The 14,878-nt window shown below is 49.4% G+C and carries 17 protein-coding genes; 11 read left to right on the plus strand and 6 right to left on the minus strand.

Translation table 11 applies throughout. The features are described from left to right. Positions 1–67: 67 nt before the first annotated feature. The 5 genes from RIF36_RS16420 to RIF36_RS16440 all read right to left on the minus strand — a co-directional run bounded on the left by RIF36_RS16420 (position 68) and on the right by RIF36_RS16440 (position 4,278). A complete protein-coding gene (locus RIF36_RS16420; RefSeq protein WP_350128464.1) occupies positions 68–1,453 on the minus strand; it encodes an aminotransferase class V-fold PLP-dependent enzyme in 1,386 nt (461 codons plus the stop codon). Positions 1,454–1,657: 204 nt separating this feature from the next. Then, a complete protein-coding gene (locus RIF36_RS16425) occupies positions 1,658–2,260 on the minus strand; it encodes a rhodanese-like domain-containing protein (protein ID WP_350128466.1) in 603 nt (200 codons plus the stop codon). Beyond that, positions 2,257–2,844: a YeeE/YedE thiosulfate transporter family protein gene (locus tag RIF36_RS16430; protein ID WP_350128468.1), complete on the minus strand. Its 588-nt coding sequence runs from the start codon at positions 2,842–2,844 to the stop codon at positions 2,257–2,259. Before RIF36_RS16430 ends, RIF36_RS16425 begins: the two co-directional genes overlap by 4 nt. After that, on the minus strand, positions 2,841–3,371 hold the full coding sequence (locus RIF36_RS16435) for a YeeE/YedE thiosulfate transporter family protein (protein WP_350128470.1): 531 nt from the start codon (positions 3,369–3,371) through the stop codon (positions 2,841–2,843). Before RIF36_RS16435 ends, RIF36_RS16430 begins: the two co-directional genes overlap by 4 nt. Position 3,372: 1 nt before the next feature. Then, on the minus strand, positions 3,373–4,278 hold the full coding sequence (locus RIF36_RS16440) for a sulfurtransferase (protein WP_350149408.1): 906 nt from the start codon (positions 4,276–4,278) through the stop codon (positions 3,373–3,375). 700 nt (positions 4,279–4,978) lie between these two features. Here RIF36_RS16440 and RIF36_RS16445 point away from each other — a divergent pair. The 4 genes from RIF36_RS16445 (at position 4,979) to RIF36_RS16460 (ending at position 8,445) form a co-directional block, all read left to right on the plus strand. Continuing rightward, the gene (locus RIF36_RS16445; protein WP_350149409.1) at positions 4,979–6,274 is read left to right on the plus strand and encodes a sensor histidine kinase; all 1,296 of its coding nucleotides are present in this window, start codon (positions 4,979–4,981) and stop codon (positions 6,272–6,274) included. Then, positions 6,271–6,954: a response regulator transcription factor gene (locus tag RIF36_RS16450; RefSeq protein WP_350124976.1), complete on the plus strand. Its 684-nt coding sequence runs from the start codon at positions 6,271–6,273 to the stop codon at positions 6,952–6,954. The genes RIF36_RS16445 and RIF36_RS16450 overlap by 4 nt, the downstream gene beginning before the upstream one ends. A gap of 171 nt (positions 6,955–7,125) precedes the next feature. Further along, positions 7,126–7,782 carry an energy transducer TonB gene (locus tag RIF36_RS16455; protein WP_350124979.1) on the plus strand — a complete coding sequence of 219 codons (657 nt, stop codon included), beginning with the start codon at positions 7,126–7,128 and terminating at the stop codon, positions 7,780–7,782. Between the two features lie 159 nt (positions 7,783–7,941). Next, positions 7,942–8,445, plus strand: coding sequence for a DinB family protein (locus RIF36_RS16460; RefSeq protein WP_350124982.1), 504 nt, complete (start codon positions 7,942–7,944; stop codon positions 8,443–8,445). A gap of 161 nt (positions 8,446–8,606) precedes the next feature. Here the strand turns inward: RIF36_RS16460 and RIF36_RS16465 are convergent, their stop codons facing one another. Continuing rightward, on the minus strand, positions 8,607–9,833 hold the full coding sequence (locus RIF36_RS16465) for a glycoside hydrolase family 117 protein (RefSeq protein ID WP_350124985.1): 1,227 nt from the start codon (positions 9,831–9,833) through the stop codon (positions 8,607–8,609). Positions 9,834–10,075: 242 nt separating this feature from the next. On the opposite strand from RIF36_RS16465, the gene RIF36_RS16470 reads away from it, so the two are divergent. The 7 genes from RIF36_RS16470 (at position 10,076) to RIF36_RS16500 (ending at position 14,877) form a co-directional block, all read left to right on the plus strand. Beyond that, entirely contained in the window at positions 10,076–11,026 is a 951-nt protein-coding gene (locus RIF36_RS16470) for an alpha/beta hydrolase (RefSeq protein WP_350124988.1), read from the plus strand. Between the two features lie 254 nt (positions 11,027–11,280). Continuing rightward, positions 11,281–11,961 carry a cupin domain-containing protein gene (locus tag RIF36_RS16475; RefSeq protein ID WP_350124991.1) on the plus strand — a complete coding sequence of 227 codons (681 nt, stop codon included), beginning with the start codon at positions 11,281–11,283 and terminating at the stop codon, positions 11,959–11,961. Between the two features lie 350 nt (positions 11,962–12,311). Further along, positions 12,312–12,896, plus strand: a complete 585-nt coding sequence (locus RIF36_RS16480; RefSeq protein ID WP_350074160.1) for a Crp/Fnr family transcriptional regulator — start codon at positions 12,312–12,314, stop codon at positions 12,894–12,896. Positions 12,897–12,996: 100 nt separating this feature from the next. Beyond that, the gene (locus tag RIF36_RS16485; RefSeq protein WP_350087997.1) at positions 12,997–13,350 is read left to right on the plus strand and encodes a SnoaL-like domain-containing protein; all 354 of its coding nucleotides are present in this window, start codon (positions 12,997–12,999) and stop codon (positions 13,348–13,350) included. A gap of 12 nt (positions 13,351–13,362) precedes the next feature. Beyond that, on the plus strand, positions 13,363–13,725 hold the full coding sequence (locus RIF36_RS16490; RefSeq protein WP_350074164.1) for an SPW repeat domain-containing protein: 363 nt from the start codon (positions 13,363–13,365) through the stop codon (positions 13,723–13,725). 48 nt (positions 13,726–13,773) lie between these two features. Beyond that, complete coding sequence (locus RIF36_RS16495) at positions 13,774–14,232, plus strand: YHS domain-containing (seleno)protein (RefSeq protein ID WP_350124994.1); 459 nt, start codon at positions 13,774–13,776, stop codon at positions 14,230–14,232. Between the two features lie 69 nt (positions 14,233–14,301). Then, a complete protein-coding gene (locus RIF36_RS16500; protein ID WP_350124997.1) occupies positions 14,302–14,877 on the plus strand; it encodes a uracil-DNA glycosylase family protein in 576 nt (191 codons plus the stop codon). Position 14,878 lies beyond the last annotated feature (1 nt).

Consider the following 14,878-nt stretch of genomic DNA (forward strand, 5'->3'; position numbering starts at 1 on the left):
ATCCCGATAGCGGGAGAAACAAGAATATACGGGACTGGCGATTGCATCGCCACTTAGAAACTCATACTCACTTCATCCTACTCACCGCCCCCACGCCCTCCACAATCAACCTCACCTCCTCCTCCGTCATTGTTGGGTGCAGGGAAATCCTCACCCAACCGGGCTTGGCAGAGGTATCACCCTGGTCAATCAGGTCGGTGATTTGCTTTGATTGCTCCTCACCAATCTCCAGCAAATAATGCCCATAGGTGCCCGCACAGGAGCAGCCACCCCGGCACTGGATGCCAAAGTGGTCGTTGAGCAGCTGCACGGTGGTGTTGAAGTGCTGGCCCTCTATATAGAAAGATACAATCGGCAGCCTGTTTCTATGCTCAGGAGCCAAAATGCGCAAACCAGGAATGCCGGGCAACCCTTTCCACAAGATAGCCAGCAGTTCTTCCTCCCTCCTGGCCATTTGTTCTACTCCCATTTCCTCCTTCAGATCTATGCACAGCGCAGCTTTGATCGTCTGGAGGATGGGCGGCGTACCTCCATCCTCCCTTGCTTCAATGTCTTCCACGTACTTCCGTCCACTCCAGGGGTTGGTCCAGTCGACGGTGCCACCGCCGCTGTTGTCGGGTGCTTCATTCTCGTACAGCTTTTTGTTAAACACCAGCACACCCGACGAGCCAGGTCCGCCCAAAAATTTATGAGGAGAAAAGTAGATGGCATCCAGGCGGGCTTCTTCGTCTTCGGGATGCATGTCGATGTCCACGTAAGGTGCCGAGCAGGCAAAGTCTACAAAGCAGTAGCCACCATGGCCATGCATGATCTTTGCAATATCGTGGTAGGGTGTGCTGATGCCTGTCACATTGGAGCAGGCGGTAATAGCGGCGATCTTCAGCGGTCGGGCAGCATAGCAGGCCACAGCTTCTTCAAACAGGGAGGCCTCTACCTCTCCCCTGCCGTTGGGTGGCACCACTACCACATCGGCGATGGTTTCGAGCCAGCTGGTGTGGTTGGAGTGGTGCTCCATGTGCGTGATGAAGACCACGGGCCGTTCCGATGTTGGTACTTGCCACCGGTGCCTGAACGATTCAGGCAGCCGAAGGCCCAGCAGTCGCTGTAGCTTGTTCACCACGTGGGTCATACCGGAGCCTGAGGCAATGAGTACGTCGTCGGCAGCGGCGTTCACATGGGCTTTGATGACTTGCCTGGCCTCATAGTAGGCTCGGGAGATAAAGGCCCCGGAGTGGCTGGTCTCCGTGTGGGTATTGGCCATCAGCGGCATGATCTCCTGGAGTAGCTTGCCCTCAATGGGCCAGTAACAGCGCCCGCTGGCCGTCCAGTCGGCGTACAACATGGGGATGGAGGCATGCCTGGCCGTGGCTATTTGCTGATCAACGCCGATAATATTTTTCCTGTAAGAAGCGAAGTACGCTTCCAGGTTGAGTGTTTGTTTAATGTCGTTCATGATTAGCTTTTATCTCGCAAGCGGCCGCTCGGCCGGTTTCCTCAATTGGGCAGCCTTTTGGATGCACTCTTTTCGGCGTTTAGCCGGTTGCCAGGTAATACCATTTGGCTGCTGAAAAAGCGGGACGCTCAAGTAGGACAGGTCCAAGCCTGCCCGGCCGGGTGGACCCTTGAACCATTGCGTGTTGAACAAGTGAACTCACAATCAACAGCCCTTTCTAGCCAGCTTGCCCACCCTTTTTACTACAGGCCAGGAAGCCTTACCCAAATCCTTCCTGTAGTAAGCAAGCCCCATGCTGTCCTTTTCGAACTCAGCCTGCCCACCATAAAAACGGGTAAGGGCCTCCACTTTCTCAGCCATCACCGAATCTTCGCCATGAATCTCCAATGGAAGCGTTGGGTAGAGGAGATGATTGTACCAGTCGTGCACCCCACCGTAGAGAATGGATGACCGCTTTTTAATGGCCTGAGGCAGTGAGATCCAGAGATGGCGGGTGAGCAGGTCGTCGGCAGAATAAAAAACATAGGTTACGCCGGTTTCCAGGCCATTCGTCTGTATTTCATTCAGCGACATGTTTACCGCCGTTGGCAGGTGAAACTCTTCGTACAGGTCGGGTTCCCTGAGATCGATAAGTACCAAAGGCTCCCGATTCTTGATCTGCTCCGCCAGCGTCAGCACCGACACAAACCGGGGCTCCTGACTCACGCTTTTCGGGCCGTTGGGAAACGCCAGCGATGCTATCAACGAGGCAACTGCCAGCAAAAAAGCCGCAGCCGCCAGCTTCTGATTAAAGGTGAGTTGAGTCATTGAGCCGAATACTTTTTCTCCAGTTTCTCCGATGTCCAAAAGCCCGCCAAAGCCATGCTCACAAGCAGAAACACCATAATGCCCTCCGGCACGCCGAAATAGTCGACCATCGTCACCTGCCCCAGTGGCCCTGCTGTGTAGAAACCTTCCAGCAACGGATACAGCTCTCCAAACAAAAAGATGCCAAACAGCAGCCCGGCGACGTTCACCAGTCCATCCAAACTCCCGGTGGAAGAGGCCACGCAGGACGTGCCCGGGCAGTAGCCGCCCACAATAAAGCCCACGCCAAATACCAGCCCGCCGATGAGCTGCGGCCAGACAAAGGTGGGCGTTAAATAGATCATATCGGCCTGCAGCAGCCCTGCCCAGCTAAGCCAGAACACGCCCAGCATGGCCGTGATGATAGCAGTGAACATCATTTTGAACACGGTCATGTCACGGAAGTAGAACTGCCCTGCCAGCTTTTTGGCACTGCCGAGGCCCGCTCGTTCCAGAAAAAAACCGAAGGCGACGCCAGTGACCAGTGCAAAGGCCAGGCTGGCCTCCTCTCCTATCCATCCTAATTCGTAAAAGGGTCCGTTCATGCCCAAAGTCGTTTAGCGGCGCCCGCCACAGCATAGGCACCTGCGAATAATGCAATCATAAAAATCCAGCTCCCCACGTTCATCAAGGCACCGCCGGTAAGCGCTTGTCCGCTGGTGCAGCCCCTGGCGAGCTTGGTGCCAAAGGCCATGATGATGCCGCCGACAAAGGCATAGAGAAACCGTCGGTTGTTGGTCAGCAGCGCTCCCTTTTCTACCTTGAACTTGAACCTATGCGCCATCTTGCCTGAGAGAAACCCGCCGATGAGCACGCCGAGCACCTCAAACACCAGCCAGTCCTTCAGCGGGCTCACGGTGCCATCGCCCAGGTAGCCCTGGTAAAAGGCATTGGCTTCCGCATGTGAGGTCGACACGGTTTTCACACCCGTAGCTACCACCGAGCTCATGGCTCCTGAGGCGCCGATACCTCTGCCCATCACCACGAACGCCGCCAGCAATACAAGCCCTAGCCCAATGCCGCAGACGTAAGGATTCCAGTAAGGCTGCGGCGCTTTTAGTTCCTTTGGCATATCAGTCGATTTCTATCGGGAGTTTTTCGTTCGGGCCCCACTCATGAAAGGAGCCGTCGTATATTTTGATATCGGTGTACCCCAGCAGTTTGGCCGACGTGTAAACGACCGTCAGCTGCATACCAATATGGCAGTAAAGCACCAGCTGCTTGTCTTTGGACAGCCCCTGTGCAGTAAAAATGGCCCCCAGGTCTTCCAGCGACTTGAACTCGTAGGCACCTGTGCTGGTCTTTTCGTACAGGCTTGTATAGGGGATGGTTTTGGCGCCTGGTATCCTGCCCTTTCTGGCGCCGTGAGTAGGTTCAATGCCATTGTAAAAAACCGCTGCTCTGCAATCAACAATATTAGTATTGGCGTCTTTGATGCTTTTCAGCACATAGACTTGGTCGGCCACAAGCCCTGGGTTAGGCTTAATGCTGAAGATTCCTTTTGCACGGGATGGAGTCTCCGAAGACAGAGCGCCTCCACCGTCTTTCCAGGCCGTTAGACCACCATTCAGAACATAGGTTTTGCTGGCGTGCCCGAGATAGTCGAAGGTGAAGTAGAGCCGGGTCACCATCGGAATCCAGTTTTCACCGGTGTAGATCACCACGTCGGTTGACGAGCTAACTCCTTTGCTTTCCAGGGTGTTTTTCAGTGTAGCGTCTGGCGGAAGGTCAAAAACGTGTGGGTCGTTGTCTACAGTGTACTCATCTCCCGCAATAAAAACAGCGCCGGGAATGTGTTCTTTTTTGTAGTTCTCCTCCATGCCGATGTGGAGAATAACCAGGTCGTTTTGCTTCATCCTGTTCTTTAACCAATTGGCATCCACGAGGATATTGGTCTTCTGGGCGAACAGCTGACAGGATAGCAATAAAAAAGGGAGTCCGATGAATTTGAGTTTTCGCATGGCTTTGTAATTTTTCATGCAGTTTAGGGCTTCCTCTCTTCTCTTTGGGTTAACGAAGCGTTAAACTCACTTAAGCAAAAGTTAAAAGTGTTAAAGAAAGGTTAAAAAGGGGTTCAAGTGATTAAAAACACTTAAATTTCGAAAGCAAATATGCGAGATTTGGTGAAGCCAACAATATCAGGGAAGCTAGTGGGCCCAAACTGAAATGTCATTATTGATTGCCCAACTTCAATCAAATTGAGCGCCCAGGCAGGAGGGTTCAATGCTATTAAGTTAAGAGCATTTTACCCTTAATCCCTAAAGGGCTCTGCTAATGACAATTCACTCGCCCTTCAGGGTCAGGGGTAAAAATAGAATTGGTACAAGGAACCTCTTAACTTAATAACATTGCAGGAGGGTTGGGGGGAAAATGGTGGGAAGCCTGAGCGCTTATTTTCCCAAAGATTTTTCGGTCGCTGCGGCGAACCGACGCCGAAGCGGGTTACTTTTCATCGTTTGGAAAAGTAACAAAAAGTTTGGCTGGTGAAACCAGCCTTTCAGCGAGATGTGATGTGCCCTTTGGCCAACAGATTACCACACTCGGACTAAATTATTTTAGCACATATAGACCAGGTCTAGCTCGTTCTCATTGATGTCCAAATAAAAAGCAATGATAAAGCCCTTCGGCTCCCTTTAGGGTTGGGGTAAAACGAAGGATTTCATTATTGCATATTGTAACATGAAAATATCAAAGTACACCTTCATCCTCCTCTTCTTCGTGGTAGTCACCTCGCTGGGGGTGCTGTTGTACAACCAATACCGCATTCTTGAACGGGATCTGGAAATCAACAAGAACGTCATGAGCATGGCGGTGCCCGACATCCTCTCCGATCTCTACGACAACTCCATGTACAACGACGAGCTGCGAAACCTGGTCAGTGATATCAGAGGAACTGGCTCTTTTGCATTTGCCAACACCTCCGAGCTCACCGATCCGCTCCAGCTAAAACTAAAAACCGAGATCGACAAGGTGCTGGCGCTGAACTATCCCAGGTTCGAATACAGGGTAGACGGCTATACATCGAGCGAATATGGCTGTATGATCCACCGTGGCAACTGGCCCGTGCAGCCACAAGCCAAAAATGTGATGGAGGCCGACAATCATCTTTGCTTCTGTATGATTTACCCTAAAAAGCTCGACATCGCCATGACCTACGCCAACAAGGAGGCTGCCGTGCTGGGAGAATCGGCCGACATTATCCGCAACAGCCTGCTGCTCATTACGGTCATTCTCGGGGCCTTCGGTTACACCATCTACACCATCAATCGCCAGAAGAAGCTTTCTGACCTGAAGCGTGACTTCATTAATAACCTTACCCACGAATTCAAAACACCGATTTTTTCAATTTCCTTGGCTGCTAAGTCGCTGAAAGAAAAAGAAGAGATCAAGACCTCCGAAAAAATGAGCTCCTATGTGAACCTGGTAAGCACCGAAACCAAAAGGCTGCAAACCCAGGTCGACAAGATTCTGCAAATGGCCCTGCTCGACTCAGGCAACCTGCACCTCGAAAAGAAAACCCTCGACCTGCACGAGCTGATCAGCCAGGTAGCCGAAAGCTTTGCGATGATCATTGCAGAAAAGCAAGGCGAAATAAAGCTGAGTCTACAGGCAAAGAGGCACCTGATTACCGCCGACGAAACCCACATCAAAAATGTGCTGTACAACCTCATCGACAATGCACAGAAGTACACCGATGGAGCACCTCGGATAGACATCACAACTGCCGACACCGAGCAAAACGACATTCAGCTACTGGTGAAAGACCACGGTATAGGCATAGAAGAACGGGTGCAGAAATACATTTTTGATCAGTTTTACCGGGCGCAGCAGGGCGATATCCACACCGTGAAAGGCTTTGGGCTGGGGCTCAGTTATGTGAAGCGCATTGTGGAATTCCACAAGGGCACGATCAGTCTCAAAAGTCAGCCAGGCGCAGGCAGTGAGTTCAGCATCTTTTTACCCCATGTATCATGAGCAGCATCTTACTGGTTGAGGACGACAATAGTCTCGGGTATATTTTGAAAGAATACCTGCAAATGCATGACTTTGAGGTAGATTGGGCCAAAGACGGTGAAGAAGGCCTGAAAGCCTTTAAGCCAGGCAAGTTCGACATCTGTATCCTGGACGTAATGATGCCCAAAATGGATGGCTTCGCCCTCGCCGACAAGCTGAAGGGGATTGACTCCCAAATTCCGCTGATCTTCCTCACCGCTAAGTCAATGAAGATCGACAAGATGAAGGGCTTCAAGGCCGGTGCCGACGACTATATTGTGAAGCCCGTAGACGAAGAGGAGCTGATCATGCGCATACAAGCGGTGTTGCGGCGCAGCGGTAAAGGCAGCTCAGGCACCGCCACCGACAGCTTCCAGATTGGCAGCTACACCTATCACCTCAAGAATCGGCAGCTCGTACACGATGGTAACTCTCTCCACCTAACCAAGAAGGAGGCCCGGGTGCTACAGCTACTTTGCGAAGCCAAAGGCCAGCTGGTGGAAAGCGACAAAATCCTCCGGGAGGTATGGGGCGAAAACACCTACTTCACCCGCCGCAGCATGGACGTATACATTTCCAAACTCCGCAAATACCTCAGCACCGACGAGCAGGTAAAGATCCAGAACATGCACGGAAGCGGGTATATTTTGGAGGAGGGGTGACTCTTAGAGCAAGAGGCACGGGCACATCAACCCCGTACAAGCGGTGGTTCCTTGCTGTTGCACAACTCAGAAACTGATGAAAAAGGAAGGTTGGCTCACGTGTTTAAAAAAGCCGTACAAATTCTGTGACTTTTCTGTATACTTCTGATTATACAACAAACACCTACTGCTATGAAAAGCCTCAACAAACCCAGCCTTCGCTTTGCATGCGAAAAAAATAAGACCAATCTACAGCCCTGCGGAACCAATTTCTTTTGCGATAGCTGTTCCAAAAAGGTGATCGATTTTACCCGAAAGACAGACAGCTATATCAACAAAGCGGTTCGCTCATCAGACGAATCAGTATGTGGCATCTTCAAGCCCTCCCAACTAAACAAAAAGTTCGTAAAGTACGCAATAGCTTCAATGGTTGCTGCGTCCTCAATTACTACGCAGTCCTGTACAAAGGACGAAATATTGCCAGCAGAAACGTCACCGATCAATCCGAGCGAAGAAGAGATCACGTTGACGGGAATCGTTTATCTTATCGAAGATGAACCATCGATGCCCGAACCTGTGGGCGGCCACGCAAAACTATATGAAATGCTAAAAGCCAACCTAAGATACCCCAAAGGTGTCGACTTTGTTGGCATCGTCTTCCTAAAAGTAACGGTTGACCCCGATGGCTTGATAAAAGATGTAAAAGTAATGAAAGGCAATTGTGCAGCGGCTAACGAAGAGGCTGTAAAAGCCCTAAACTCTCTTGATCTATCATTCAACCCAGCACTACAAAACGGTAAACCGGTAGAGTCGTCGATTATCATACCGATTAGATTTTCTGATCGCTAATTCAGATAAAAAATATATCAAAATATATATTCTGCACCCTGGCGCAAACGGAAATTGGTCGGGAAGCTCTCAGCTTGAATTCCTTCCTTCGGGAAAAATCAGAATATTTACAGAGACGCTCGTGGAAACACAACCCCTTGCCCCAGAAACTATTACCTAATGTCACTAAAAGACACCATCTCCAGCTACATCCGCTACAACCACTGGGCCAATAAAAAATTAACTCAATGGCTACAAACGTTGCCCAATGAAGTACTCTACACAGAGACTAACGCCAGTTTTGCCAGCATCGACCTGACCTTGCAGCACATGAAAAATGCACAGTTCTTCTGGTACGAAGTAATTACCGAAGGTGATGTAAAGAAGCTTGATGAAGCAATTGTGGTTAAATCCATTGACACAGTGATTGATCAATTATTGCTTGGCTCCGGGCAAATGATTGAAATCTATACAAAATTTAGTGAGCAAGGGCTTGCGGCTGACATCAAGTGGCCCGTCATGACGAGGAGCAGGCACGACTTCATGATGCATGTGATCAATCACAACTCTTACCACCGGGGGCAAATTATTACCATCGCCCGCATGTTAGGAGCCGTGACCAATATCCCCGAAACTGACTACGAAGCCTATTTCTGGGACCAAAAAACAAATACCAAAGTGTAACGTCCCCTTCGGCAAGGGACTGCAACTGCCTATTTGAAGGTAAAAGATATAATTCCCCGCACCTTGCTTCGTGTCTTCAAGAACTACTGTGATAGGGCTGAGGAATGCCACTGCCCTATCCAAGCCCTGGCGCAAGCGTCGGTGGCTATTACTCTCTCACTTTACTTGCTGTCCTTTTTCTCGGCGCCTGCTTCGCCACGAGCTACGTGCTTTGTCTTTCGCTTCCCGCTGAAACGGCGTATGTACTGGTAGTCAGCATTGGCATATTGATGGGTAAGTCCCCAGTCGAACACGGCAAATGGAACACTGTCGGCGTTTTTCAGCGAGCGGTTGAGCCCAATGGCGTGCGGTGCCCCAGGAATAACAGCCAGTATCTCAAAATTGATACCGTCGGGTGACCACTGAATGGTGTTTTTCTCCGGGCCATCGGTGGTAATCAAAGAACCAATGCCTCCCTGGTAGGGCCACACGCAAATTTCATGGCCACTATTTGAAATGGGGTTGTAAGGTGACTTCACATACGGGCCAAGGGGGCTGTCGGCAATGGCCACGCCATGTCTAATTTGTCGCCCCCCAAATGTGATCTCCTCACCCATCTGTTCGCCTTTGTAATAGAGGTAGAATTTTCCATTGTAAGGAATAATGCAAGGGTCGTGCACTTTGTGGCTGTCAAAATCACCCTTTTTGATAACACTGAAACGGTTTTGTTCCTCCCCTTTCCAAATTCCGTTGTCAGCCGGACTTAAAATAGGCTCAGCACTTTTTGTCCATGGGCCATGTGGCGAATCGGACCAGGCAATACCTACCTGGTTTTTAACTCTTACAACATACGGGGATTTAACCGTCTGATAACACAAATAGTATTTCCCTCCGTGGGTCATAATTTCAACAGTAAACACAGAGCGATCGTCGTAAGCACCACTGGCACCCCTTGCGACAGCGAGGCCCTCTTCTTTCCACGTCCAACCATCATCGGATGTCGCATACCAGATGTCGCAGCGATCCCACGGAAAAACTTTATCAACTTCAATATCTCCGGCGAATCCCTGCGTTGGCCCCACACTTTTTGAGTACCACACAAAATACTTACCGTCAACATTGATTACTGCGCTGGGATCCCGGCGGACGATACCTTCTTCATAAGCCAGGTCACCTTTTAAATCAAATACTTGAAATTCGCCAAACCATTCATTTGACAAATCCGGCCATGTCAACGCCCTCTTTGATGCGGCGCTGATATAATCACGGTTGGTTATCCCCAAATGATCCAATTGCTCGTCGGTTACCGTCAACGTTTCGCCAGCTTCTTGTTCCTTTTGAGGCGGGGAGCAACCAATGGCAAACATCATTATTAACAGTATGGGACTTGTAAGCTTCAGTGTCTTCATTGGAGGTTGTTTTTTTCTGACTATGTTTCTGTTGCGAAAAAGGGAATTTATCAAAAAAATGGTAATAGTTGTCATTCGCAATCCGTCAGTGCATTCCAATGGATAATCAAAACTACCTGCCTGACTGGCACCCACCCTTTTGTCCCCTCACCAGTGCAAGTTTGGAACTCGGCTGCGACCCGACGATTAATCAAGCTGCTAGTTTCAAGCCCGGGCTAAACCAAGTATATTAGATTAAAAAAATGCTCAAGAGAATTCTCTATACGGTGCTTGCCCTGATAGCTGTTATCCTGGCTTTCGGCTTGGTTCTGGCCTTTATTCCGTTGAAACCAAAAAGCATCCACAAAGCAATTACACCAGAAGAAGCTGCAGAGTGGCGCCAGAGTTTTTCCGAACCCCACTATGAGTTCACTACCACAGATGGGGAAACACTCTTCATGCGCCGGTGGAGCCCGGACAGCGTAGCAACTACGAAAAAAGGCATTGGCGTACTAATTCTTCACGGCATTACCGCCCATAGTGGTGCTTACAAAATGGCCGGAGTGCCGCTGGCAAAGGCGGGCTACACTACATTTGGTTTGGACTACCGTGGACACGGCCTTTCGGGCGGCAACCGGGCCGACTACCCGAGCAAAGAGCGCCGAATTGCCGACTTAGTTGAAGCAGTTGACTATGTCAAGAGTCTGGGCTATTCCAAAGTAGTCGTTTTTGGCCATAGCCTGGGTGTGGCGTCTGCCATCATGGTGGCCAAAGCCGTGCCTGATGAGATTGCCGGATTGATATTGCTCTCGGGTGCTTATGAAGGCAAAAAGGGCGTAACCGCACCACCGTCACTTTATGAGAAAGCTAAAATTCTTTCGAGTGCTTTTTTCCGCCCTTCGCTGCAGGTGGTGGAATATTACCGGGAGGGGATGACGGGACTGGACGACCCCCTGTTCAATTTTAAGTATACCCTTCGGTTTCTGAGCATGCTCGACGTGAAAGAGCTTCGGCTGCCGAAAGACCTGAATATGCCTGTGCTGGTGGGCGTGGGCGACAAAGACGAGTTGTTTGAGGTAGAGCAGGTAAAGGCATTGTACGACGAGGTGCCGGGTGACAAAAAGGAGTTTGTGGTCTTGAAAGACACCTACCACGCCCGGTTTCCCGATGAAAGCTGGCAGGAGTTGATTGGCTGGCTGGATAGGAGTTTTTGAGGTGTATTGCCGCAGCGGCATTTGCAGACTGAGCACTATCAGCAATCCAATTAGGTACACTCAATAATATACGCAAACAGGCGATTGCTCAGGGGTGAATAAAACATAAGCTCCTTACTGTGACCAAATTAGAGCCATGCTCTTTTGAATTTGTTCGAGTCAGTGATTATATTCATAGGCTGTTAAAGAGTTCAGGCCCAGTTCCATACACCGCAAAGCCTGGAAACAATTTCTCGAACCTGACCAAAAACAAAATGAAAAAACAAACCACAATCAGCTGCCTGTTTTGTTTGGCATTATTGTTCGATTCGTGCACCAGCACCAACAAAGAGGGTAATGCTCCCGAGCAGAGAAAAGAAACCTTTTCCTTAAATGAACTAGTGCCGGAAGAGAAAACTGCTCCCGATTCAATTATTAAAGCTTTGAATGCGATGCACCACCAGCTCAAAGTGCTTGAACGAAGGACGGTACCCGGGCCATTTACTGCCCCCGCAATGAAACACTATGCTGAATACGCTATAGATGTCAATGACTTACCAGTTATCAATCCAGGGCCTGGCGAATATGTGCATGTGATGGAAGGGCAACGGGCTGGCTATCAAAATCTTACCATCGGAATAACCGAGACGTTTCCTGGTGGAGCGCCTCCGATGCACTCACATGAGGGCGAAGAATCCCATGTGTTGCTAGAGGGCGAAATCCTGTATGCGCTGGGAGATACCGTTTTTACAATGAAAGCGCCATATATGGTCAATATCCAGGCAGGCGTTCCTCATGCTTTCAAAAATATCGGGAAGAAAACTGCCAACCTTGTAGTGATATTTCCAACTAATATCTGGAAGTACGACGTGCTCGACTACTTTCCGTTTGACTCCGACACAGTGAATGTGAGTGCGAGATTCGCCAATTTCAAAAATAAACTGGCCAAGAATTAACACAGGCTGTTGCTTAATCTCCTGTCGGGGTCACCGCTTCTCAAGGTGGTGACCCCGTCGGCGGTCTAGCCTCTAGTCACCTTTTCACGCATTGAGAGCTAAGGGTTGCATAATTTACTATCCTGAGCATCAGCCTTATGTCTTTCATCGAATAGTTTTTGGTATCAAGGAGATACATTGATGCCAGGTTATATTCCGGAAATTGCCTGCTAGCTGACATATTATGAACTAGAAGCAAAGCCTTTGCCCCAATCCAACTGAGATCAAATAAATTGTAGGCCAAATCGTGGTTATGCGCAAGCCAATGTGGGGGGTATACCACCGTCACATTTGATGAATCACCCTGAATAATGAGCAACACACAACTTCTCCAATACGTCCGCAGCTTTGTTTCCCTCACCGACGAGGAGGCCGAGCAGTTTGCAGCTCCTTTTGAAGAGGTTCATGTAAAAAAACGGCAATTCGTTGTTCAGCCGAATTTCACCAACAAGCACCGGGCTTTTGTGGTAAAGGGTGCCTTCAGAAGCTATGCCGTGCACGACGGGCAGGAGCATACCCTTCAGTTTGCCATCGAAAACTGGTGGGTGTCGGATTTCAACAGTTACATCTACCAGCATCCGGCAACTCTTTTCATCGTGGCCCTGGAAGACAGTGTCCTTCTTCAAATTGAACACGCTAAAGAGCTGGAGTTGAAAAAGGCCAATCATAAATTTGAGACCTTCTTCAGAATAATGGCCGAGAAAGGGCTGGCGTTTGAACACCGGCGGATCATCTTCAACCTCTGCCACTCCGCAGAAGCCCGTTACGAAAATTTCATCCTGAACTTCCCGAATTTCATTCAGCGGGTGCCACAATACGCCCTGGCTTCTTATCTGGGTATGACCACCGAGTTTCTGTCACGAATCCGCAACAAAAAGGCGCATCGGAGAAGTTGAACTACATCAACCTTTTTTCTTGATCTGCTTCATTTTTACTGCCTTTTGATCGCCGCACTTTTGTGCTGTCAATTTTGACAAATGATCTAAAAAAAAGAAAATGGAACAATCGCTGAACGAAATCTTCTCGGCTAAAAACGAGATGGTGAAGAAAGGGCAGATCGTGGAGGCAACCGAGAAATACTTTGCCCCCAATGCCAAAACCATCGACTTCGATGGGACTGTAACCCAGAACAAATCTGAAATGGTGGCCAAGATGCAGGGGTTTGCCGACGCTATAGCCAAAGTAAATGGTATTCAATTGCACACCGCTTCCCTCCATGGCGACACCTCTTTTGCCGAATTCACTTTTGATTTCGACATGAAGGATGGTAGCAAAATTCTGTGGCATGAAATCCTCAAGACTTCGTGGGAAAACGGACAGATCGTGGAGGAACAATATTTCAAAGCTTAAACAACGCTAACGATGAAATTCGTAACCAAAAGAATCCATGCTTACCTGGACTATCCGGTGGCGGTGGCTTTGATGGCTCTGCCTTTTGTACTGGGGCTCGGTAAGTCGAATATGTTCGCCTTTCAACTCTCCGTGGCCACAGGAGTTGCTGCCTTTGCTCTCACGCTGCTTACTGACCATCACCTGGGTGTGATGCGGGTGATTCCCTATCGGATTCACCTCATCGTAGACGCCCTGGTTGGAGCGGTGTTCGTACTGGCCCCCTTTGTCTTTTCCTTCAAAGGGCTAGACACCTACTACTACCTGATCAACGGCGTGGCTGTGTTAACAGTAGTAAGTCTGCACAAACCCGAAGCGGTCAATTCAAAATCGTAATCAATAGCTACTATTCAAACATTTTAAAACCATATAAACAGACAAACAATGAAAACATTTTCATTCATATTCGCAGCATTGCTTATCTCAACTATCGGCTTTTCACAGGACATCAAAGCCAGCTACAATATTGATGATAGCAAAATCGCTCTGCAAGGCTACAGCCCCGTGTCGTACCTTGATTTAGGGATTGCCCAAAAAGGCCAGAAGGAGTTCAAGGCTACCCACGAAGGTGTGGCTTTCTACTTCACAGACGCTAAACAGAAGAAGACCTTTGAAGCCAACCCTCAGAAATACCTGCCTCAGTATGGCGGATACTGTGCGTTTGGCGTATCCGTTGGGGCAAAATTCAGAGTCAACCCCAATAAATTTGTGGTGAGAGATGGAAAATACTATCTATTTCTCTACGACCTTGAGGTAGACGCTCAGCAGCTATGGCTGGAAGGCAATCACAACCAGTTAGCGTCCAAAGCCGACAACAACTGGAAAAAGCTAAGCGGGGAATAGTTATCCCCAGGCAGTTTATTTCATGCCACCTGAAGTGTATCGCCTCAGGTGGCTAAATTCTGTAGGAAAATGGACAAGCTTCTTGACGAGATCAGAAATTGCAGCGTGTGCAAAGCGCATTTGCCCTATGCACCCAAACCTATCATTCAGGCCAGTGCTTCGGCCCGAATACTAGTAATCGGGCAAGCGCCTGGCATGAAGGTGCAGCAAAGTGGCATTCCGTGGGACGATGCCAGCGGCGACAACCTGAGAAGCTGGCTGGGAATAGACCGGGAAACTTTCTACAATGACAAGCTGCTGACACTTATGCCCATGGGTTTTTGCTATCCTGGCACCGGAAAAAGTGGCGACCTGCCGCCAAGGCCGGAATGTGCGCCGTTGTGGCATCAACCAGTGATCGCCTCAATGCCGGAAGTAGAACTCACACTGCTGATCGGGCAGTATGCGCAGACCTACTATTTGAAACAACGATGTAAAAACACACTGACCGAGACTGTGAGGAACTATCAAACCTATCTGCCAGACTATCTGCCTCTTCCCCATCCATCGCCCCGCAACAATATATGGCAAAAGAAAAACAGCTGGTTCCGGGAGGATGTGCTGCCCACGCTGCAATCGATCGTATTACCCCTACTCGGAAATTAAA

It is taken from the genome of Imperialibacter sp., from assembly GCF_040222815.1.
Classification (GTDB): Bacteria; Bacteroidota; Bacteroidia; order Cytophagales; family Cyclobacteriaceae; genus Imperialibacter.